The following is a 21341-nucleotide window of genomic DNA, read 5'->3' as shown; positions in this document are numbered from 1 at the left end:
GGGATTGTGCTGCGCTGGATAACTGCTGGAGAGTCCCATGGTCCCGCCCTCGTCGCGATGCTCGAGGGGATGGTCGCCGGTGTCGAGGTGACGTCGAGCGACATCTCGGAGCAGCTGGCGCGGCGCCGCCTCGGCTACGGCCGCGGCGCGCGCATGAAATTCGAGGCCGACAAGGTCACCATCCTCGGCGGCGTCCGGCACGGCCACACCCTCGGCGGCCCGGTGGCCATCGAGATCGGCAACACCGAGTGGCCCAAGTGGGAGACCATCATGTCCGCCGACCCGGTGGACGCCGAACTGCTCGCCGGGCAGGCCCGCAACGCGCCGCTGACCCGTCCGCGACCCGGCCACGCCGACTACTCCGGCATGCTCAAGTACGGCTTCGACGACGCCCGGCCCGTCCTCGAGCGCGCCAGCGCCCGGGAGACTGCGGCCCGCGTCGCCGCCGGCACCGTGGCCCGCAACTTCCTGCGCCAGGTGTTCGGCGCCGAGGTCGTCTCGCATGTGATCTCCATCGGCGCGTCCGAACCCTACGTGGGGGTGGAGCCGACCGGCGCCGACCTCGCCGCCATCGACGCCAGCCCGGTGCGGGCCTTCGACAAGTCGGCCGAGGAGTCGATGATCGCCGAGATCGAGGCCGCCAAGCGCGACGGTGACACCCTCGGCGGTGTCGTCGAGGTCGTGGTGCACGGCTTGCCCGTCGGTCTCGGCTCGTTCATCAGCGGTGCCGACCGGCTCGACGCCCGGCTCGCCGCGGCCCTCATGGGCATCCAGGCCATCAAGGGCGTCGAGGTCGGCGACGGCTTCGAGACCGCCCGCCGCCGCGGCAGCGTCGCCCACGACGAGATGCGGCCCGGCCCCGACGGCGTGCTCCGCTCGACCAACCGGGCCGGCGGCCTCGAGGGCGGCATGACCAACGGCGAGGCGCTGCGGGTGCGGGCCGCGATGAAGCCCATCTCCACGGTGCCGCGCGCCCTCGCCACCGTCGACATGTCGTCCGGCGAGGAGGCCGTCGCGATCCACCAGCGCTCCGACGTGTGCGCCGTGCCCGCGGCCGGCGTCGTGGCCGAGGCGATGGTGGCGCTCGTCGTGGCGCAGGCCGCGCTCGAGAAGTTCGGGGGCGACTCGATCGACGAGACCCGCACCAACGTCCGCAACTACCTCGAGGCCGTCGCGGCCCGGGTGCCACGGTGACGACATGACGCCACGCGCAGTTCTGATCGGGCCGCCCGGGGCCGGCAAGTCGACCATCGGCCGCCGGCTCGCCCAAGCCCTCGACCTGCCGTTGCTCGATACCGACGCCGAGATCGAGCGCACCACCGGGCGCACGATCCCGGACATCTTCGGCACCGACGGCGAACCGGCGTTCCGGCGGATCGAGGAAGAGGTGGTGGCCGACGCGCTCGCCCGTCACGACGGGATCGTCTCGCTCGGCGGCGGCGCGATCCTGTCCGAGCGCACCCGCGCCCTGCTCGAGGGGAGGACGGTGATCTACCTCGAGATCAGCGTCGCCGAGGGCCTGCGCCGCACCGGGACCAACACCACGCGGCCGCTGCTCGCCGGGGCGGATCCCGCGGCGAAGTACCGGGAGCTGATGCGCCGGCGCCGCCCGCTGTACCGGCAGGCGGCCACCATCCGGGTGCGCACCGACGGGCGCAGCCCCGGCCGCGTGGTGCAGCAGGTCCTTGCCAAACTGGAGGCGCAGACGGATCTGGCCGCCACCGGTGCCCACCCGTCCGCTGCCAGCGGGACCAGTACAGAGAATCGGAGCAATCAACCGTGACCGAACCGGTACGCGTCGACGTCCAGACGGCCCAGCCCTACCCGGTGATCATCGGCCGAGGCCTGCTCGGTGAGCTCGTCGACGAACTCACCGGCACCCGCACCGTCGCGATCCTGCACCAGCCGCCGCTCGCGGAGACCGCCGAGGCGGTGCGCACCGCGTTGGCGGAGAAGGGGATCGACGCCCACCGGGTCGAGATCCCCGACGCCGAAGACGGCAAGGACCTCGCCGTCGCGGGATTCTGCTGGGAGGTGCTCGGGCGCATCGGGTTGACCCGCAGCGACGCGATCGTCAGCCTCGGCGGGGGAGCGGCCACCGACCTGGCCGGGTTCGTCGCCGCGACGTGGATGCGCGGGGTGCGGATCGTGCACGTGCCCACCACGCTGCTCGCGATGGTCGATGCCGCGGTCGGCGGCAAGACCGGCATCAACACCGACGCCGGCAAGAACCTCGTCGGCGCCTTCCACGAGCCGTCCGCGGTGCTCGTCGATCTCGCGACCCTCGAGACGGTGCCGCGCAACGAGATCGTCGCCGGCCTCGCCGAGGTCGTCAAGACCGGCTTCATCGCCGACCCGAAGATCCTCGAGCTGATCGAGGCCGACCCGGAGGCCGCGCTCGACCCGGCGGGAACGGTGCTGCCCGAACTGATCCGACGCTCGATCGAGGTCAAGGCGAAGGTCGTCGCCGCGGACCTCAAGGAGTCGAGCCTGCGCGAGATCCTCAACTACGGGCACACCCTCGGGCACGCCATCGAACGGCGCGAACGCTACCGGTGGCGTCACGGCGCCGCTGTCGCCGTCGGCCTGGTCTTTGCCGCCGAGCTGGGCCGCCTCGCGGGGCGCCTGGACGACGCCACCGCCGACCGGCACCGCAGCATCCTCGAGCTCGTCGGGCTGCCCACGACCTACGACGCCGACGCCTTCCCGCAGCTGCTCGAGGGCATGCAGTCCGACAAGAAGAACCGCGCGGGCATGCTCCGGTTCGTCGTCCTCGACGGCCTCGCCAAGCCCGGCAGGCTCGAGGGACCGGATCCGTCGCTGCTCGCGGCGGCGTACTCGGCCGTCGCGCGGGAGGGGACCGCCGACCCGGGCACCGTGCTCCTGTGATCCGCTGAGCCCCCTCGACGGGCCGGCGCACCGAAGGGTGCGCCGGCCCGTTCCATTTTTCCGGGATCCCTCGGCTTACTCGGCCAGAGGTAATTCGAACCGGACGGAATCAAAGAATTTTCCGAATCAAAGGTCGCGGCCCCACCGGACGGCCGACCGCGGCCACGGAAATGAAAGACTTTTCGCCGCAACGTGTTCGGATTCGCCCTCGGCTCTTCGTTGATTTCCGGGTGGTACCGGCCGTACGATTCCCGTCATGATGAACGCTCAGCAGGTCACGACGACGCCGGATGCCTTCCGGCGCCGCGTCGCTCACTGCTGACCCACCACGCGAGCCCCGGGAGTCGACGTCCCGGGGCTTTCGTCGTGTTCGGGCACGTCGCTTCCTCTCGCCGACACGAGAGTCGAGGAACGGATCATGAACGGTGCAGATCACCGAGTGCTCGGTCGCGAACTCGAAATGTTCGCCACCGCACCGATAGTGGGTGCGGGCCTTCCGCTGTGGCTGCCGGACGGTGCGGTGATCCGTGCCGAACTCGAGGCCTTCGCCGCCGAGGTGGCGGCCGAAACCGGCTGTCGCCGCGTCTACACCCCGGTGCTCGCCAAGAAGGAATTGTTCGTCCGGTCCGGCCACTGGTCCAAATTCGCCGACGACATGTTCCCCGAGATGCGGGTCGGAGGCGAGAGTTTCGTTCTCCGGCCCGCCAATTGCCCCCACCACGCCCAGATCTTCGCCTCGCGGGGCCGCAGCTACCGCGACCTGCCGATCCGCCTGTCGGAGCTGGGATCGATGTTCCGCAGCGAACTGTCCGGCGTGCTCGCCGGCCTGAGCCGGGTCCGGCAGATCAGTCTCGACGACGCGCACGTGTTCTGCGCGCCCGAACAGGTCGGCGCGGAGGTGGAACTCGCGCTGAGTGCGATCGAGCGCTGCTACGGGGTCCTCGGGCTCGACGACCGGCGTTACCGCCTGTCCCTGGGTGACGCCGGCGGGCGGTATCTCGGCACCGGCGCGCAGTGGGCGCACGCCCAGGATCAACTGCGCGGAGCGCTCGAACGGCGCGGGCTGGACTTCTTCGAGGCCGAAGGGGAGGCCGCGTTCTACGGTCCGAAGATCGACATCCAGGTCGCCGGCGCGCACGGGCGCGAGGAGACCGTGTCCACCGTCCAGCTCGACTTCACTCAGCCCGAGCGCTTCGCCCTCGAATACACCGGCGAGGACGGGCGCAGGCATCGGCCCGCGATGATCCACCGGGGTGTGCTCGGGTCGATGGAGCGGCTGATCGCGATGCTCGTCGAACGCTTCGAAGGGCGCATGCCGCCCTGGCTGTCGCCCCGCCAGGTGGCGGTCCTGCCCGTCGGGGACGGCCACGGCGACGGGGCCGGCAGGCTGCGGGACAGGTTGGTGGCCGAGGGGATTCGCGTCGACGTGCTCGCCGGGGGTTCGTTGGGCAGCCGTATCCGGGCCGCGCGCCTGCACCGCGACCCGTACATCGCGATCGTCGGCGACGAGGAACTCGCGGACGAGACCGTCAGCGCACTGGTGCCGCAGTCGGGGCAGCGGGCGTGCCTCGGGCGCGAGCAGTTCGTGCAACGGGTGCGGGCCGACGTCCGGGGCCGGGTCCTGCGTCCGTCCGCGCTGCCGTGAACGCCCCCTCGTGGACGCCGGCCGAGGGGGAGCCGGCGTCTCGGGTCATGACCGGGTTCCGGCGATCGGCTCGGCCGCCGTCGGCGCTGGTCGTGCCGTCGCAGTCGGGCTCCGCGCGCGCCCGGCCCGGACTCCGTTGGCGATCACGACGATCTCGGCGACCTCGTGGACGAGGACGACCGCGGCCAGGCCGAGGACTCCGAACAGGGCGAGTGGCATCAGAACGGTGATGATCGCCAGGGACAGTCCGACGTTCTGCAGCATGATCGTCCGCGACCGTCGAGCGTGGCGGAGCGCTCGGGGCAGGTGCCGCAGGTCCTCGCCCATCAGGGCGACGTCGGCGGTGTCGATGGCGACGTCGGAGCCCATCGCGCCCATCGCGATGCCGAGGTCGGCGGCCGCGAGCGCAGGGGCGTCGTTGACCCCGTCGCCGACCATCGCGGTCGGCCGTGTGGCGTGCAGGGTCTCGACGAGACGGGCCTTGTCCTCGGGGCGCAGGTCGGCGTGCACCTCGTCGATACCGGCGTCGGCGGCCAGGGCTCGGGCGGTGCGGTCGTTGTCGCCGGTGAGCATCGCGACGGTGTAGCCGTCACGGCGCAGCCCGGCGACCACCTCGCGCGCTTCCGCGCGGAGCTCGTCGCGGACGGCGACCGCCCCGATCGCGGCGCCTTCGCGTTCGACGAGGACCGCGGTGGCCCCGGCGTGCTGCATCCGCTCGATGTCCGCGGCGAGCGGACCGGCGTCGATCCAGCCGGGCCGGCCCAGCCGGACAGGAGCGCCGGCGATGCGGCCGGTCAGGCCGGCACCGGGGACCGCGTCCACCTGTTCGGCCGGCACGTAGTCGTCGACGGCGGCGAGAATCGCCGGGGCGAGGGGGTGTTCGCTGCGGGCCTCCAGAGCGGCGGCCACGGCGAGAACGTCGTGGGGGGTCGTTCCCTCCGCGGTGGCGACGTCGAGCACGGCGGGCCGGTTCCGGGTGAGGGTGCCGGTCTTGTCCAACGCGATGCCGCGGATGCGGCCGAGAGCCTCGAGGGCGGCGCCGCCCTTGACCAGGACGCCGAACCTGGATGCGGCGCCGACCGCGGCGACGACCGTGACCGGGATCGCGATCGCCAGCGCGCACGGCGACGCGGCGACCAGCACCACCAGGGCGCGTTCGATCCACACGCGCGGATCCCCGGCCAGGCTGCCGACGACGGCGATGGCCGCGGCCGCGACCATCACGGCCGGGACGAGTGGGGTGGCGATCCTGTCGGCCAGGCGTTGCGCGTCGCCCTTGCGGGACTGCTCGGCCTCGACGATCCGCACGATCCTGGCCAGCGAGTTGTCCTGCGCGCCGGCGGCGACCTCGACCTCGAGGACACCGGTGCCGTTGATCGACCCGGCGAACACCTCGTCGCCCGGACCGGCCTCGACGGGCATCGATTCCCCGGTGACGGCGGAGGTGTCCAGGGCGGTGCGCCCGGATCGGACGATCCCGTCGGTGGCGATCCGCTCCCCGGGTTTGACGATCATGACCTCGCCGAGCGCGAGGTCGGCAGGCGGAACGGTCTGCTCGCGACCGTCGCGCAGCACCGTGGCGGTGTCCGGGACCAGGGACAGCAGTGCGCGCAGGCCGCGGCGGGTGCGGGTGACGGCGTACTCCTCGAGTCCCTCGCTGATCGCGAACAGGAACGCGAGCATCGCGGCCTCGCCGACCTCACCGAGCAGCACCGCGCCGAGGGCCGCGCTCGTCATCAGGGTCCCGACGCCGATCCCGCCCCTGGCCAGGCGTTCGAGCGTGGCGGGGACGAAGGTGTAGCCGGCGACGATCAAGGCCACCGCCTCGAGTCCCACACCGAGAGCGTCGGGTCCGCCGCCGACACGGACGATCAGGGCCGCCACCAGCAGGACGCCCGCGGCGGCGGCCGCCCGGATCTCCGTGATCTGCCACAACTTCTCGGGCGCGTGCTCGTCCTCGCCGGGGAGGCGGGGTTCGGCGTGGCCGCAACCGCAGGCGTCGCTCACGACGCGCTCCCGGTGCCGGTGCCGTAGTTCGGGCACAACGCGACCGCGTTCCCGGTCGCGGCCAGCAACGTCTCGGCCGAGGCGAGTAGGTCCATCAACTCGGGTCGGGTCAGCGAGTAGAACACCTGCCGGCCCTGGGGGCGGCCCTCGACGAGGTTGCAGTCCCGCAGGCACGCCATGTGCGCAGAGACCGTCGACTGCGCCAACCGCAGCTCACCGACGAGGTCCGCCACCCGCGCCTCACCCTCGGCGAGCCGTCGCACGATCGCCAATCGGGTGCCGTCCGAGAGGCTGTGGAACAGCGCCACCGCGGCGTCGAGGTCCGGCACCGGCCGGGTCGACGTCGGGACCGCACCACCGTCACGATTGATCGTCATACGGCGATGATAGCGGTTTCAGGCGATGTAACGCTGCGACTACTCGGCGCCGCGCACGACCTGCAGGCCGGGACGGCCGGCACGCGCCGGCACGGGCGTTCCGCGGCGGCCCCGGTTGTCCCGGACGGGATGGGAGAGCCGGTGGGCGTGCAGGTAGGCGACGCCCACGCGGGAATACCAGGCGGCGGTCCAGGACGGGATGCCGCCCAGCATCGACAGCGCGAACCCGTGGTGGCGGTCGACGAAGTCGACGGTCACCGCGTACAGATCCACCCCCGGGCACTTCCTGGCCGCCGCCTCGATGTCGAGGTCGTCGGGCCACCAGCTCGCGGGCAGGACGGGGTCGGCCGCCTCGGGGGTGCCCGGGTGGCGGCGACCGAGCACTCGTCCGCGCACCACCGCGGCGGCGGCGCTGCACGAGCCCTTCGCGAGGCCCCACGTCGTGGACCACAGGCCGGCGGGGTGCGTCAGCGGCAGGATCGCCCCGAGCAGTCGTCCCAGCTGCGGTTCACCACCGGTCCGGGAGCACCAAGGCCCACCCTCGTCCGAGCCGTTCGGGGCCGTCTTCCCGTCGGGGCATACCGGAGCGCGCTCTCCCATGGTTCCCTACTCTAAATGTATTGGGCGCCAGTCGGATTGATTTTCGGTGATCGCATCGCGGCAGGGGGATCCGACCGGGCGGCTCCGCCTGCCCGGCGTCCGGGTCGCGGACGGGCGGTGCTGGGGCGGTCGCTGCGCGTGGGGACACTGCCGAGGATCGGTCTCATCCGCCGTCGAGGCTCCGGTGGGCCAGTTCCTCGCGCGCGGCGGTCTCGACGCCGACCGGGAGGGCAGGGGTGCGGCCCAGTTCGAGGTCGGCCACGAACTCGGCGAGCAGGTCGGTCGGCCATCGATCGAAGTCGGCCATCGCAATCCCCCTCGGTGCGTCCGATCGGGCGAGCGGCTTTCCCTCGCCTGCTCCCGATTCTCGATCCCGATGCTTCACAATTACACCACCGGCACGTCGTGTGACACGACTCCTCGCATAATCGGTCCGTTCCGCCCGTCCCGTCCGATTCCGGCCCGGGCGCGGATCACGCCCGGATGCCCTCCACGGCCGGCGCGGAGCTCGGTTCGGCGCCGTGTTCCCGGCCCAGGTCGGCGATCGCGGAGGTGAACTCCGGGTCGAACAGCAGGAAGCTGAGCAGGTCTCCGCGATCCTCGTCATCGCCGCCGACCAGCCGCGCGACGACGGACGGCGCGGGGTTGCGCAGGAACCGGCGCACGGCGGGCCGGCGACGCACCACGTCCTCCGCGATCTCGGCGATCCGGCCGGCCTGGCCCGGTGGTGGGCCGGCGAAGTCGATCCCGATGGGACGGTCGGTCGGGGACACCGCGCGGGTCTGCGCGATCCGTGCGTTGCGGAATTCGAGCGTGTGCAGATCCTCGATCATCCGGTAGCCGAGCATCGCGCGCAGTGCCAGGGCCGCGACGCCGGCCACGTCGGGAGGCGCCGGCCGGTGCCTCCCGGTGCGCGCCGCGACCGGCGGGGGCCACACCCGCGGCTGCGTCGCCACGACGCCGACGTCGTTCGCGCCCAGCAGCAGCGCGGGTTTGATCGGGGTGTTGAGCAGCAGTCCGCCGTCGATGTACCAGCCGGAGCGCTGCGGGGCGCATCGGTCGGTGACGTGGATGGGCCGGAACAGGATCGGGACCGCCGAGGAGGCCAGCAGGTGGTCGACGGTCAGCGTCGTCTCGACGTAGCTGATGTTGCGGCGGATGTCGTACTCGGGCAGGCGCACCGAATCGTTCTTCTCCACGAACACCACCGTCCCGCCGGTGGCCACGGACGTCGTCGCGACGGCGACCGCGTCCACCAACCCGGCCCGGATGTTCTCGTGCAGCCGGGTCCACGGGACGAGGCGCTGCAGGGTTCCCCGGATCGGGGTCGTATCGAGCAGGCTGACGAGACGCGTGCGGGGAAAGCCGATCGCCTGGCCCAGGAAGGCCGCGCCGGTGCCGAGAAGGCTGTGCACCGACGAGTACACGTCGGACGAGACCACCCCGGTCCACAGGTCCACGACCCGTTCCGCGGCCGTGGGCAGTCCCTCGTCGGCAAACGCGGCGAGCCCGAGCACGTTGATCGCGCCCGCGCTGGTCCCGACGAGGATCGCGGGCGCTGCGCCGTGCCGCGTCATCCGGGGAAGCAGGGAGGTGATCGCCCCGGCCTGATAGGCACCGCGCGCGCCCGCGCCCGCGACGACCAGCGCCGTCCGCCGGCGTCCGTGGGTACCGCGCGCCCCGCGTCCGGCCATGGGCGGAACGGTACCTGCCGGCCTCCGGCCACGGACCCGATTCCGCAACCGGCCCGGTCCGATCGGGAGACGCTAGGGGCGGCGGTCCGGATCGATCCGCTCGAACACCTCGGTCGGGGCGTCGTCGTCGCGCCACCCCGGATCCGGCGCCGCGGCCGCCCCGACCGGCGCCGGCCCGGCGTCGGGCTTCGCCGCCGGCGCGGACTTGCGCTGCTCCCGGCGCACCAGGAACCGCCCGAGCATCACCGCGGCCGTCGCGGGGACGTACACCAGCAGCACGGTGAACGCCGCACCCGAGGTCAGTTCGAAGAACAGCGACTTGACCCCGACCTGGATCGGGCTGACCGTGTCGATCAGCCAGGTGAGCAGGCCGGCGACGAGGCCGGTGACCGCCGCCGCCTTCAGCCACAGCATCGTCAGGTCCGCACCGTCCTCCGACTGCGGGTGCGCCCGCTGGTCGCGGATCCCGTCGAGCCCGGCCCACACGATCGCGGCGAGCACGACGACGGCCAGCGCGACCATCCGCAGCACCGAGCCTTGCAGCGGCCATTGCACCAGGGCGGCCCCCAGCAGGACCCGCACGAGCACGTGCACGAGGGTCAGGCCGAGCCCGCGAAGCAACCAGGGTTTCATGTACCTCAGAGTAACGTCTGGATCGGCGGAAGTGTGTTCCGCCCCACATGGTCTCCGCTCCTCATCGTCCTGCCCTTCGTCGTCCTGCCCTTCGTCGTCCTGCCCTTCGTCGTCACCGCCCGGGCGGCGGCCGTTCCGGCCGCCGCCGCGGGAGTACGTTGAGCCCATGCCCGCCGATCACGCCTCCCGCCGCGCCGCGCTGCGCCGGCTGCTCGCCGACCGGGACCTCGATGCGCTCCTGGTGACGGACCTGCTCAACATCCGCTACCTCACCGGCTTCACCGGTTCGAACGCCGCGCTGCTCGTCACCGCCGACGACGACGCCGACGAGTCCCGCACCGTCGTGTGCACCGACGGCCGCTACCTCACCCAGATCGCCGCGCAGGTGCCCGACCTGCGGGCCCGGATCGCCCGCGCCAGCGCCGATCACCTGGTCGGTTCCGCGGCCACGCCGGCCCGGTGGGGCTTCGAGAGCCACATCGTCACCGTCGAACAGCACGTGCGCTGGGCGGGGCTGGGCAGCCCGCTCACCCTCACGCCCGCGCCCCGGCTGGTCGAGCAGTTGCGCATGGTCAAGGACGAACACGAGGTCGGGCTGCTGAAGGCGGCGTGCGCCGCCGCGGACCGGGCGCTGGCCGATCTCGTCGCCGCCGGCGGGCTGCGCCCGGGCCGCACCGAACGGCAGGTCGGCCGCGATCTCGAGGCCCGCATGCTCGACTACGGCGCCGACGGCATCTCCTTCGAGACGATCGTCGCGACCGGGGCGAACTCGGCTGTGCCGCACCACCGGCCCACCGACGCGGTGCTCGCCGCCGGGGACTTCGTCAAGCTCGACTTCGGCGCGCAGGTCGGGGGATACCACTCCGACATGACCCGCACCTACGTCCTCGCGCGGGCCGCCGACTGGCAGCGGGAGGTGTACGACCTCGTCGCGCGCGCCCAGGCGGCCGGGCGGGCGGCGCTCGTGCCGGGCGTCGACCTGGCCGCCGTGGACGCCGCGGCCCGCGGCGTCATCGCCGACGCCGGGCACGGTGATCTGTTCCTGCACGGACTCGGCCACGGGGTCGGTCTGGAGATCCACGAAGCACCCGGAATCGGCCAGGCGGCGACCGGTACACTTGCCTGCGGTGCGGCGGTGACCGTCGAACCGGGCGTGTACTTCTCCGGGCGCGGAGGCGTGCGGATCGAGGACACGCTCGTGGTGCGTGAGCAGGGACCGGAGCTGCTCACACTCACCGACAAGACATTGACCGTCGTATGAGGGCGGTACCTCGACTCTAGGAGACGCGAAACCAAGTGGCCGATACCAGCGATTTCAAGAACGGGCTCGTGCTGAAGATCGATGGTCAGCTGTGGCAGATCATCGAGTTCCAGCACGTCAAGCCCGGCAAGGGGCCGGCGTTCGTCCGTACGAAGATCAAGAACGTGCTCTCCGGCAAGACCGTCGACAAGACCTGGAACGCCGGGGTGAAGGTCGAGACCGCCACCGTCGACCGCCGCGACATGACGTACCTGTACCACGACGGCACCGACTACGTGTTCATGGACGGCGAGACCTACGACCAGATCTCCATCAACGAGGAGACCCTGGGCGACGGCGCGAAGTTCCTGCTCGAGAACATGCAGGTGCAGGTGGCCACCCACGAGGGCACCCCGCTGTTCGTCGAACTGCCGGTCACCGTCGAACTCGAGGTCACCCACACCGATCCCGGCCTGCAGGGCGACCGCTCCACCGGGGGCACCAAGCCGGCGACCCTCGAGACCGGCGCCGAGATCCAGGTCCCGCTGTTCATCAACACCGGCGACAAGCTCAAGGTCGATTCGCGTGACGGCAGCTACCTCGGGCGAGTGAATTCCTGAGTGTCCGGTACGCAGAAGAAACTCGGAGCCCGGCACAAGGCGCGTAAGCGCGCCGTCGACCTGCTGTTCGAGGCCGAAGCCCGCGACATCGACCCGGTCGGTCTCGCGGCCGACCGCATCGCGCTCGCCGTCACCGACGACCAGGTCGCCCAGGTGCCGCCGTACACGCAGACCGTCGTGCGCGGCGTGGCGGAGCATCTCGACGAGCTCGACCAGGTGATCGCCGAGCACCTGCACGACTGGACGCTCGAGCGGCTGCCCGCCGTGGACCGGGCGATCCTGCGCATCTCGGTGTGGGAGCTGTTCCACGCCTCCGACGTGCCGCCGGTGGTGGCCGTCGACGAGGCCGTCGAACTGGCCAAGCAGCTGTCCACCGACGACTCGCCCGCCTTCGTCAACGGCATCCTCGGCCAGATCGTGGCGCTCGCCGACCAGGTCCGTGCCGCCGCGGCGGCCACCTCGTCGCGCGCCGCCGAGCCGGCCGAGCAGCGGGAGTCCGAGCGGCCCTGACATCGCAACGTGAGCGGGCCCGGCCGGGGACGGAAGTCGCCGGCCGGGCCCGCTCGTCGCTACCGGGACGGCGGCCTGTGGCACGCCTCACCCCGCACCCGTGTCTGGGGGTCACCGGCCGCTGCTAGGCTGATGCACCGTCAGGCATCCTTTAACGATCCGTCCAGCGAGGCGGAGAAGGAGGTCGCAGTATGGCCATGTCCGAAGACGGGTCGCCGGTATCCACGCCCGGTCCGGCCCGCGAATTGCTCTCCGCAGCCGACGTCGGCCGCACCGTCGCCCGCATCGCGCACCAGATCATCGAGAAGACCGCGCTCGACGCCCCCGAGGGCGAGGCCCCCCGCGTCGTCCTCGTCGGTATCCCCACCCGCGGCACCACCCTCGCGCACCGGCTCGCCGAACGCATCGCCGAGTTCTCCGGGGTGACCGTGCCCGTCGGCTCCCTCGACATCACCCTCTACCGCGACGACCTGCGCACCAAGCCGCACCGGCCGCTCGAGCGCACGTCGGTGCCCGAAGGCGGCGTCGAGGACGCCCTCGTCGTCCTCGTCGACGACGTCCTGTTCTCCGGCCGCTCGGTGCGCGCCGCGCTCGACGCCCTGCGCGACCTCGGCCGGCCCCGCGCCGTGCAGCTCGCCGTCCTGGTCGACCGCGGCCACCGCGAACTGCCGCTGCGCGCCGACTACGTCGGCAAGAATGTCCCCACCGCCCGCGCCGAGGACGTGCGGGTCCTGCTCACCGAGCAGGACGACCGCGACGCCGTGGTGATCTCCGGAGGCAAGATTTCGTGAAGCACCTGCTCTCCATCGCGGACCTGACCGAGGCGTCCGCGACCGAGCTTCTCGACGAGGCCGAACGGTTCGAGCAGGCGCTGCTCGGCCGTGAGGTGCGCAAGCTGCCGACCCTGCGGGGCCGCACCGTGATGACGGTGTTCTTCGAGAACTCCACCCGCACCCGGGTCTCGTTCGAGGTCGCCGGCAAGTGGATGAGCGCGGACGTGATCAACGTCAGCGCCTCGAGCTCGTCGGTCGCCAAGGGCGAATCGCTGCGCGACACCGCGCTGACCCTGCACGCCGCCGGCGCGGACGCGTTGATCGTGCGGCACCCCGCCTCGGGCGCCGCGCACCGCATCGCCGACTGGACCGGCGACGGCAACGGCGGCGGGCCGGCGGTGATCAACGCCGGCGACGGCACCCACGAACACCCCACGCAGGCCCTGCTCGACGCGCTGACCCTCCGGCAGCGGCTCGGGTCGATCGCCGGCCGGCGCATCGGGATCGTCGGCGACATCCTGCACAGCCGTGTCGCCCGCTCCAACGCGCTGCTGCTGTCCACGCTCGGCGCCGAGGTGGTGCTGGTCGCGCCCCGCACGCTGCTGCCGGTGGGCGTGGAGACCTGGCCGGTGACCGTGTCGCACTCGCTCGACGCCGAACTGCCCGGCCTCGACGCGGTGCTCATGCTGCGGGTGCAGGCCGAACGCATGAACGGCGGGTTCTTCCCGTCGGCGCGCGAGTACTCGATCGGATACGGGTTGTCGGAGAAGCGGCTGGCGATGCTCGGCGAGCACGCCGTGGTGCTGCACCCCGGTCCGATGCTGCGCGGCATGGAGATCGCCTCCGCGGTCGCCGACGCCCCGCAGACCGCGGTGCTGCAGCAGGTGAGCAACGGCGTGCACGTGCGCATGGCCGTGCTGTTCCGTCTGCTCGTCGGCACGGAGAGCGCGATCGCATGACCGGCTCGCACGTGGACCGCGCAGCCGCGCAGGATACGAAGAACACTGGGACAGGAGAAGATTCGGTGTCGCCGCAGGTGCTCATCCGCAACGTGCTCGTCTACGGGGAGGGCGCGCCGACCGACGTGCTGCTCGGCGACGAGCAGATCCTCGGGATCGGGACCGACCTCGATGCCGGCTCCGACGCCGAGGTGATCGACGGCGCCGGACGGGTCCTGCTGCCCGGCTTCGTCGACCTGCACACGCACCTGCGCGAGCCCGGCCGCGAGGACACCGAGACCATCGACACCGGATCCGCCGCGGCGGCGCTCGGCGGCTACACCGCGGTGTTCGCGATGGCCAACACCGACCCCGTCGCGGACTCCGTCGTCGTCACCGACCACGTGTGGCGGCGCGGGCAGGAGGTCGGCCTCGTCGATGTGCACCCCGTCGGCGCCGTCACCGTCGGCCTCGCGGGCAAGCAGCTCGCGGAGATGGGCACCATGGCCGCCGGCGTCGGCCGCGTCCGGATGTTCTCCGACGACGGGCACTGCGTGTACGACCCGCTCATCATGCGCCGGGCGCTCGAGTACTCGAGTTCGCTCGGGGTGCTCATCGCCCAGCACGCCGAGGAACCGCGGCTGACCGCCGGAGCCGTCGCCCACGAGGGCCCCACCGCGGCGCGCCTCGGCCTGGCCGGCTGGCCGCGCGCGGCCGAGGAGTCCATCGTCGCGCGCGACGCCCTGCTTGCCCGGGACGCCGGAGCCCGCGTGCACATCTGCCACGCCTCCACCGCCGGCACCGTCGAGCTGGTGAAATGGGCCAAGGCGCAAGGGATCCCGATCACCGCCGAGGTCACCCCGCACCACCTCCTGCTGGACGATTCGCGGCTCGAGACCTACGACGGCGTCAACCGCGTCAACCCGCCGCTGCGTGAGCGCTCCGACGTCGAGGCGCTGCGCCGCGGCCTGGCCGAGGGCGTGCTCGACTGCGTCGCCACCGACCACGCCCCGCACGCCGAGCAGGACAAGTGCTGCGAGTTCTCCCAGGCCCGTCCCGGCATGCTCGGCCTCGAGACGGCCCTGTCGATCGTCGTCGAGACGATGGTCCGCCCCGGGCTGCTGGACTGGCGCGGCGTCGCGAAGGTGATGAGCGAACGGCCCGCCGAGATCGTCGGCCTCGACGACCAGGGGCGGCCCCTCGAGGTGGGGGAGCCGGCCAACGTGGTGCTCGTCGACCCCGACGCCGAGTGGACGGTGCGCGGACCGGAGCTGGCCTCGGTCGCGCACAACACGCCGTACGAGGCGATGACCCTGCCCGGCAAGGTCGTCGCGACCGTGCTGCGCGGCCGGATCACCGCGCTCGACGGCACGGTCCGGCCGGCCACCGGAAGCGGGGTGCGGTGATGGACCGCGTGTTGCTCACGCTCGGCTTCGTCGCCCTGTGGGTGGTGCTGGCCCTGCTGATGTGGAAGGGCTGGCGCGGCCGCGGCCGACGCCAGGCCGATGCCGTCGGTGCCCTCCCGCCGGTGCCGGCCGAGCTGGGGGAGCAGCTGGTGGCCCCGAGCACAGGCCTGTACGTGGGCAGCACCCTCGCGCCGAGCTGGCAGGACCGGATCGCCGTCGGCGACCTCGGCCACCGCGCGGCCGGCGAGCTCAGCCGCTACCGCGCCGGAGTGCTGCTCGAACGCGACGGCGCCTCGCCGATCTGGATCCCGCAGGACTCGATCCGGGCGATCCGCACCGAACGGGGCCTCGCGGGGAAGGTGATGACCAAGGACGGTGTGCTGGTGATCCGCTGGCAGCTGCCCTCCGGCACCGAGATCGACACGGGATTCCGCGGCGACGACAAGACCATCTACCCCCTGTGGGTGCAGGAGACGAACGAGAATTACCGGGACAGTGAAAGCTAGGACGACAGCCTGGACGGCTGGTACAGCGACGACGGTACGCGAGATTTCGGCTGATGCGGCGAGCTCCGGTGAGGTCGAGCAGAACGGAGAGAACGCATGAGCGGCAACAACTTCGACACGGACACCGCGATCCTGGTGCTCGAGGACGGGCGCACGTTCCGCGGCACCGTCTTCGGTGCGGTGGGGCAGACCCTCGGCGAGGCCGTGTTCAGCACCGGCATGACCGGCTACCAGGAGACCCTCACCGACCCGAGCTACCACCGGCAGATCGTGGTCTCCACGGCCCCGCAGATCGGCAACACCGGGTGGAACACCGAGGACAACGAGTCCGTCGGACCCACCGGTGACCCCGCCGGCGCGAAGATCTGGGTCGCCGGCTACGTCGTGCGCGACCCGGCGCGCCGCACCTCGAGCTGGCGCGCGTCCGGCTCCCTGCAGGACGAGCTCGAGCGGCAGCACATCGTCGGCATCGCCGGGATCGACACCCGTGCCCTGGTGCGGCACCTGCGCACCCGCGGCTCGATGCGGGCGGGCGTCTTCTCCGGTGATGCCCTCGCCGACGAGCAGACCCTGCTGGATCGGGTGCGGAGCCAGCCGTCGATGCTCGGCGCTGACCTGGCCGGTGAGGTAACCACCACGAGCGGCTACGTCGTCGAGCCCGACGGCGAGGCCCGCTTCACCGTCGCCGCGATCGACCTCGGGATCAAGACCAACACCCCGCGGATGTTCGCCCAGCGCGGCATGCGCGTGCACGTGCTGCCGTCCACCGCGACGCTGCACGACATCCTGGACCTGAAGGCCGACGGGGTCTTCCTCTCGAACGGCCCCGGCGACCCGGCCACCGCGGACGGCGCGGTGCACCTGACCAAGGAGGTGCTCGGGCAGGGACTGCCGCTGTTCGGCATCTGTTTCGGCAACCAGATCCTCGGCCGCGCCCTCGGCCTGGGCACCTACAAGATGAAGTTCGGCCACCGCGGCATCAACATCCCCGTGATCGAGCACGAGACCGGCCGCATCGCCATCACCGCCCAGAACCACGGCTTCGCGCTCGAGGGCGAAGCCGGGCAGGAGTTCGACACGCCCTACGGCCGGGCCGTGATCAGCCACACCTGCGCCAACGACGGCGCCGTCGAGGGCGTGCGCCTGCTCGACGGGTCCGCCTTCTCCGTGCAGTACCACCCCGAGGCGGCGGCCGGCCCGCACGACGCCTCCTACCTGTTCGACCGGTTCACCAGCATGCTCGAGGGAGAGAAGAACTAAATGCCACGCCGTACCGATCTCTCCCACATCCTCGTCATCGGCTCCGGCCCGATCGTCATCGGCCAGGCCTGCGAGTTCGACTACTCCGGCACGCAGGCGTGCCGGGTGCTGCGCGAGGAGGGCCTGCGGGTCTCCCTCGTCAACTCCAACCCGGCGACGATCATGACCGACCCGGAGTTCGCCGACTCCACCTACGTCGAACCGATCACCGCCGAGTTCGTCGAGAAGGTCATCGCCGCCGAGCAGGCCAAGGGCACCCCGATCGACGCGGTGCTGGCCACCCTGGGCGGGCAGACCGCGCTCAACACCGCAGTCGCCCTGCACGAGCAGGGCATCCTCGCCAAGTACGACGTCGAGCTCATCGGCGCCGACTTCGACGCCATCCAGCGCGGCGAGGACCGGCAGAAGTTCAAGGACATCGTCGCCAAGTGCGGGGGCGAGTCCGCGCGCTCGCGGGTCTGCTACACGATGGACGAGGTGCGCGACACCGTCACCGAACTCGGCTACCCCGTCGTGGTGCGCCCGTCGTTCACCATGGGCGGCCTCGGCTCCGGCATGGCCTACGACGAGGCCGATCTCGAGCGCATCGCCGGCGGCGGCCTCGCCGCCTCGCCGACCGCGAACGTGCTCATCGAGGAGTCCATCCTCGGCTGGAAGGAGTACGAGCTCGAGCTCATGCGCGACGGCCGCGACAACGTCGTGATCGTCTGCTCGATCGAGAACGTCGACCCGGTCGGCGTCCACACCGGCGACTCGGTCACCGTCGCGCCGGCGATGACCCTGACCGACCGCGAGTACCAGGAGATGCGCGACCTGTCGATCGCGATCCTGCGCGAGGTCGGCGTCGACACCGGCGGTTGCAACATCCAGTTCGCGATGGATCCGCGCGACGGTCGCCTCGTGGTGATCGAGATGAACCCGCGCGTGTCGCGCTCGTCCGCGCTGGCGTCGAAGGCCACCGGCTACCCGATCGCGAAGATGGCCGCCAAGCTCGCCATCGGCTACACCCTCGACGAGATCGTCAACGACATCACCAGGGAGACGCCGGCCTGTTTCGAGCCGACGCTCGACTACGTCGTCGTCAAGGCCCCGCGGTTCGCGTTCGAGAAGTTCCCCGGCGCCGACGGCACCCTGACCACCACCATGAAGTCGGTGGGTGAGGCCATGTCCATCGGCCGCAACTTCACCGAGGCGTTCGGCAAGGTCCTGCGGTCGCTCGAGACCAAGCGGTCCGGGTTCTGGACCGGCCCCGAGGTCGAGACGGAAGATCTCGGCAGCCTGCTCGAGGAGCTGAAGGTCCCGCACGACGGCCGCTTCTACGGCATCGCCAAGGCCTTCGAGCTCGGCGCCACCGTCGAGCAGCTGTTCGACGCCACCAAGATCGACCCGTGGTTCCTCGACCAGATCCAGCAGATCGTCGAGCTGGGGGAGAAGGTGCGCGCCGCCGGGACGTTCGGTGCGCGGGAACTGCGCTTCGCCAAGCACCACGGTTTCTCCGACCGGCAGCTCGCGGCGCTGCGCCCCGAACTCGGCGACGAGGACGCGGTGCGTGCCCTGCGCGAGCAGCTCGGCGTGCACCCGGTGTACAAGACCGTCGACACCTGCGCCGCCGAGTTCGAGGCCAGGACCCCGTACCACTACTCGACGTACGAGCTCGACCCGGACGCCGAGACCGAGGTCGCCGAGCAGCACGAGCGGCCGAAGGTGCTCATCCTCGGCTCGGGCCCCAACCGCATCGGCCAGGGCATCGAGTTCGACTACTCGTGCGTGCACGCCGCCCTGACCCTGTCGCAGGCCGGCTACGAGACCGTCATGGTCAACTGCAACCCCGAGACGGTCTCGACCGACTACGACACCGCCGACCGCCTCTACTTCGAGCCGCTCACCTTCGAGGACGTCCTCGAGGTGTACCGGGCCGAGTCGCAGTCCGGCACCGTCGCCGGCGTCATCGTCCAGCTCGGCGGCCAGACCCCGCTCGGGCTCGCGCGGCGGCTGAAGGCTGCCGGGGTGCCGATCGTCGGCACCAGCCCGGAGGCCATCGATCTGGCCGAGGACCGTGGCGAGTTCGGCCGGGTGCTCACCGAGGCGGGCCTGCCGGCGCCGAAGTTCGGCACCGCCACCACCTTCGAGGGCGCCCGTGAGATCGCCGCCGGCATCGGCTACCCGGTGCTGGTCCGCCCGTCCTACGTGCTCGGCGGGCGCGGCATGGAGATCGTCTACGACGAGACGGCGCTCGAGAACTACATCTCTCGCGCCACCGAGATCTCCGAGGACCGCCCGGTGCTGGTCGACCGCTTCCTCGACGACGCGGTCGAGATCGACGTCGACGCTCTGTGCGACGGCACCGACGTCTACATCGGCGGCATCATGGAGCACATCGAGGAGGCCGGCATCCACTCCGGCGACTCGTCGTGTGCGCTGCCGCCGATCACCCTCGGCCGCTCCGATCTCGAGAACGTGCGCCGCTCCACCGAGGCCCTCGCGCGCGGCATCGGCGTCAAGGGCCTGCTCAACGTGCAATACGCCCTCAAGGACGACATCCTCTACGTGCTCGAGGCCAACCCGCGCGCCTCCCGCACCGTGCCGTTCGTCTCGAAGGCCACCGCGGTACAGCTCGCCAAGGCCTGCGCCCGGGTCATGATGGGCGAAACCATCGCCGACCTGCGCGCCGAGGGCATTCTGCCCGCCCACGGCGACGGCGGGCACGCCCCGGCCGACGCTCCCGTCGCGGTGAAGGAGGCGGTGCTGCCGTTCAACCGGTTCCGCCGCGCCGACGGCACCGGCATCGACTCGCTGCTCAGCCCGGAGATGAAGTCCACCGGCGAGGTCATGGGCATCGACGACGACTTCGGCACCGCGTTCGCCAAGAGCCAGACCGCCGCCTACGGGTCGCTGCCCACCTCCGGCTCGGTGTTCGTCTCGGTCGCCAACAAGGACAAGCGGTCGCTGATCTTCCCCGTCAAGCGGCTCGCCGACCTCGGCTTCCGGGTGCTCGCCACGATCGGCACCGCGGAGGTGCTGCGCCGCAACGGCATCCCGTGCGAGCACGTGTACAAGGTGTCGGAGGAGGAGCGGCCCGAGGGGGCACACACCATCGTCGAGAAGATCCGCGCCGGCGAGGTCGACATGGTGATCAACACCCCGTGGGGCAATTCCGGGCCGCGCATCGACGGCTACGAGATCCGCACCGCCGCCGTCGCCGCGAACATCCCGTGCATCACCACCGTGCAGGGTGCCTCCGCGGCCGTCCAGGGCATCGAGGCCGCCATCCGTGGCGACATCGGGGTCCGCTCGCTGCAGGAGATGCACGCCGGGCTCCGCGAGGACGCGGCGGCGGAGTCCGCCGGCGTCGGCGGCCTGCCCGACGGCACCACGGGCCCGGCGTCGTGACGACGTTCGGGCAGCGCCTGCACGCGGCCCTCGCCGAGCGCGGGCCGCTGTGCGTCGGCATCGACCCGCACCCGGAACTGCTCACCGACTGGGGGCTGACGGTCGACGTCGCGGGTCTCGAGCGGTTCGCGGAGGCGTGCGTCGACGCCTTCGCCGGGCAGGTGGCCGTGGTCAAGCCGCAGGTCGCGTTCTTCGAGGCGTTCGGTTCCGCGGGCATCGCGGTGCTCGAACGCACCGTCGCGGCGCTGCGGGGCACCGGCACCCTCGTCCTCGCGGACGCCAAGCGCGGCGACATCGGTTCGACGATGGACGCCTACGCCCGCACGTGGCTGACCGACGCGTCCCCGCTCGGCTCCGACGCGGTCACCGTCTCGCCGTACCTGGGGTTCGGGTCGCTCGAGCCGGCGCTGCGCCGCACCGCCGACGGGCGCGGGGTGTTCGTCCTCGCGGCCACCTCCAACCCGGAGGGGGCGCAGGTGCAGCACGCGCGCGTCGCCGACGGGCGCAGCGTCGCGCAGGTGATGGTCGACGAGGCCGCGGCCCGCAACGCCGGCGCCGACACCCTCGGCTCGGTGGGTGTCGTCGTCGGGGCGACCCTCACCCGGGCGCCGGACCTGAGCGCGCTGCACGGGCCGATCCTGATGCCCGGCGTGGGCGCCCAGGGCGGCACCGCCGACGACGTGCGACGTCTGGCGGGCGAGCACCTCGACGCCGTCGTGCCGAACGTCTCCCGCGAGGTGCTGCGGGCGGGCCCGACGGTCGCGGCGCTGCGCGGCGCCGTGGCCCGCACCGTGGACTCGTTCGCCTTCCTGCGGGCCTGACCGGCCCCGCACCGCCACCTCCGGCTCGGCCC

At 71.9% G+C, this 21341-nt stretch carries 21 protein-coding genes; 15 read left to right on the top strand and 6 right to left on the bottom strand.

Translation table 11 applies throughout. The features are described 5' to 3' along the window. The first annotated feature begins 6 nt into the window (after positions 1 to 6). The 4 genes from aroC to thrS all read left to right on the top strand — a co-directional run bounded on the left by aroC (position 7) and on the right by thrS (position 4534). On the top strand, positions 7 to 1194 hold the full coding sequence (gene aroC, locus JYA75_RS18870) for a chorismate synthase (RefSeq protein WP_006947004.1): 1188 nt from the start codon (positions 7 to 9) through the stop codon (positions 1192 to 1194). Between the two features lie 4 nt (positions 1195 to 1198). Beyond that, the gene (locus JYA75_RS18865; RefSeq protein ID WP_006947003.1) at positions 1199 to 1783 is read left to right on the top strand and encodes a shikimate kinase; all 585 of its coding nucleotides are present in this window, start codon (positions 1199 to 1201) and stop codon (positions 1781 to 1783) included. Next, entirely contained in the window at positions 1780 to 2889 is a 1110-nt protein-coding gene (gene aroB, locus JYA75_RS18860; RefSeq protein ID WP_006947002.1) for a 3-dehydroquinate synthase, read from the top strand. Before JYA75_RS18865 ends, aroB begins: the two co-directional genes overlap by 4 nt. A 415-nt stretch (positions 2890 to 3304) precedes the next feature. After that, the gene (gene thrS / locus JYA75_RS18855) at positions 3305 to 4534 is read left to right on the top strand and encodes a threonine--tRNA ligase (protein ID WP_275408363.1); all 1230 of its coding nucleotides are present in this window, start codon (positions 3305 to 3307) and stop codon (positions 4532 to 4534) included. A 45-nt stretch (positions 4535 to 4579) separates the two neighbouring features. Here thrS and JYA75_RS18850 read toward each other — a convergent pair whose 3' ends face one another. The 6 genes from JYA75_RS18850 to JYA75_RS18825 form a co-directional block, all read right to left on the bottom strand. Continuing rightward, positions 4580 to 6541, bottom strand: a complete 1962-nt coding sequence (locus JYA75_RS18850) for a cation-translocating P-type ATPase (RefSeq protein ID WP_203329245.1) — start codon at positions 6539 to 6541, stop codon at positions 4580 to 4582. Continuing rightward, positions 6538 to 6918 carry a metalloregulator ArsR/SmtB family transcription factor gene (locus JYA75_RS18845; RefSeq protein WP_161996562.1) on the bottom strand — a complete coding sequence of 127 codons (381 nt, stop codon included), beginning with the start codon at positions 6916 to 6918 and terminating at the stop codon, positions 6538 to 6540. Before JYA75_RS18845 ends, JYA75_RS18850 begins: the two co-directional genes overlap by 4 nt. Before the next feature lie 39 nt (positions 6919 to 6957). Beyond that, positions 6958 to 7518: a hypothetical protein gene (locus JYA75_RS18840; RefSeq protein WP_102800060.1), complete on the bottom strand. Its 561-nt coding sequence runs from the start codon at positions 7516 to 7518 to the stop codon at positions 6958 to 6960. Between the two features lie 163 nt (positions 7519 to 7681). After that, positions 7682 to 7825: a hypothetical protein gene (locus tag JYA75_RS18835; protein ID WP_006937614.1), complete on the bottom strand. Its 144-nt coding sequence runs from the start codon at positions 7823 to 7825 to the stop codon at positions 7682 to 7684. A 166-nt stretch (positions 7826 to 7991) separates the two neighbouring features. Further along, positions 7992 to 9212, bottom strand: coding sequence for a patatin-like phospholipase family protein (locus JYA75_RS18830; RefSeq protein WP_006937615.1), 1221 nt, complete (start codon positions 9210 to 9212; stop codon positions 7992 to 7994). 72 nt (positions 9213 to 9284) lie between these two features. Further along, complete coding sequence (locus JYA75_RS18825; RefSeq protein ID WP_050035206.1) at positions 9285 to 9845, bottom strand: B-4DMT family transporter; 561 nt, start codon at positions 9843 to 9845, stop codon at positions 9285 to 9287. Between the two features lie 33 nt (positions 9846 to 9878). On the opposite strand from JYA75_RS18825, the gene JYA75_RS29135 reads away from it, so the two are divergent. The 11 genes from JYA75_RS29135 (at position 9879) to pyrF (ending at position 21309) form a co-directional block, all read left to right on the top strand. After that, positions 9879 to 10007 carry a hypothetical protein gene (locus JYA75_RS29135; RefSeq protein ID WP_006937617.1) on the top strand — a complete coding sequence of 43 codons (129 nt, stop codon included), beginning with the start codon at positions 9879 to 9881 and terminating at the stop codon, positions 10005 to 10007. Between the two features lie 4 nt (positions 10008 to 10011). Further along, positions 10012 to 11106, top strand: coding sequence for an aminopeptidase P family protein (locus JYA75_RS18820; RefSeq protein ID WP_203329244.1), 1095 nt, complete (start codon positions 10012 to 10014; stop codon positions 11104 to 11106). Positions 11107 to 11141: 35 nt separating this feature from the next. Continuing rightward, positions 11142 to 11705 carry an elongation factor P gene (efp, locus tag JYA75_RS18815; protein ID WP_006937620.1) on the top strand — a complete coding sequence of 188 codons (564 nt, stop codon included), beginning with the start codon at positions 11142 to 11144 and terminating at the stop codon, positions 11703 to 11705. Beyond that, a complete protein-coding gene (nusB, locus tag JYA75_RS18810) occupies positions 11706 to 12215 on the top strand; it encodes a transcription antitermination factor NusB (RefSeq protein ID WP_006937621.1) in 510 nt (169 codons plus the stop codon). 191 nt (positions 12216 to 12406) lie between these two features. Continuing rightward, positions 12407 to 13006 carry a bifunctional pyr operon transcriptional regulator/uracil phosphoribosyltransferase PyrR gene (pyrR, locus tag JYA75_RS18805; protein ID WP_006937623.1) on the top strand — a complete coding sequence of 200 codons (600 nt, stop codon included), beginning with the start codon at positions 12407 to 12409 and terminating at the stop codon, positions 13004 to 13006. Further along, a complete protein-coding gene (locus tag JYA75_RS18800) occupies positions 13003 to 13947 on the top strand; it encodes an aspartate carbamoyltransferase catalytic subunit (protein WP_006937625.1) in 945 nt (314 codons plus the stop codon). Before pyrR ends, JYA75_RS18800 begins: the two co-directional genes overlap by 4 nt. Positions 13948 to 14012: 65 nt before the next feature. After that, positions 14013 to 15332, top strand: a complete 1320-nt coding sequence (locus JYA75_RS18795) for a dihydroorotase (RefSeq protein WP_006937633.1) — start codon at positions 14013 to 14015, stop codon at positions 15330 to 15332. Continuing rightward, entirely contained in the window at positions 15332 to 15838 is a 507-nt protein-coding gene (locus JYA75_RS18790) for a hypothetical protein (RefSeq protein ID WP_029543596.1), read from the top strand. Before JYA75_RS18795 ends, JYA75_RS18790 begins: the two co-directional genes overlap by 1 nt. A gap of 96 nt (positions 15839 to 15934) precedes the next feature. Further along, positions 15935 to 17098, top strand: a complete 1164-nt coding sequence (gene carA, locus JYA75_RS18785) for a glutamine-hydrolyzing carbamoyl-phosphate synthase small subunit (RefSeq protein WP_006937638.1) — start codon at positions 15935 to 15937, stop codon at positions 17096 to 17098. Next, on the top strand, positions 17099 to 20488 hold the full coding sequence (gene carB, locus JYA75_RS18780; RefSeq protein WP_203329243.1) for a carbamoyl-phosphate synthase large subunit: 3390 nt from the start codon (positions 17099 to 17101) through the stop codon (positions 20486 to 20488). Then, positions 20485 to 21309 (top strand): orotidine-5'-phosphate decarboxylase, encoded by an 825-nt coding sequence (gene pyrF, locus JYA75_RS18775; RefSeq protein WP_006937640.1) that lies wholly within the window; start codon positions 20485 to 20487, stop codon positions 21307 to 21309. Before carB ends, pyrF begins: the two co-directional genes overlap by 4 nt. Positions 21310 to 21341 lie beyond the last annotated feature (32 nt).

Origin of the sequence: Rhodococcus sp. PSBB066 (assembly GCF_017068255.1) — a bacterium.
Taxonomy (GTDB): Bacteria; Actinomycetota; Actinomycetes; order Mycobacteriales; family Mycobacteriaceae; genus Rhodococcus; species Rhodococcus aetherivorans.
The sequence above is the reverse complement of the archived record's forward strand: the minus strand, read 5'-3'. Positions and strand labels throughout refer to the sequence as shown.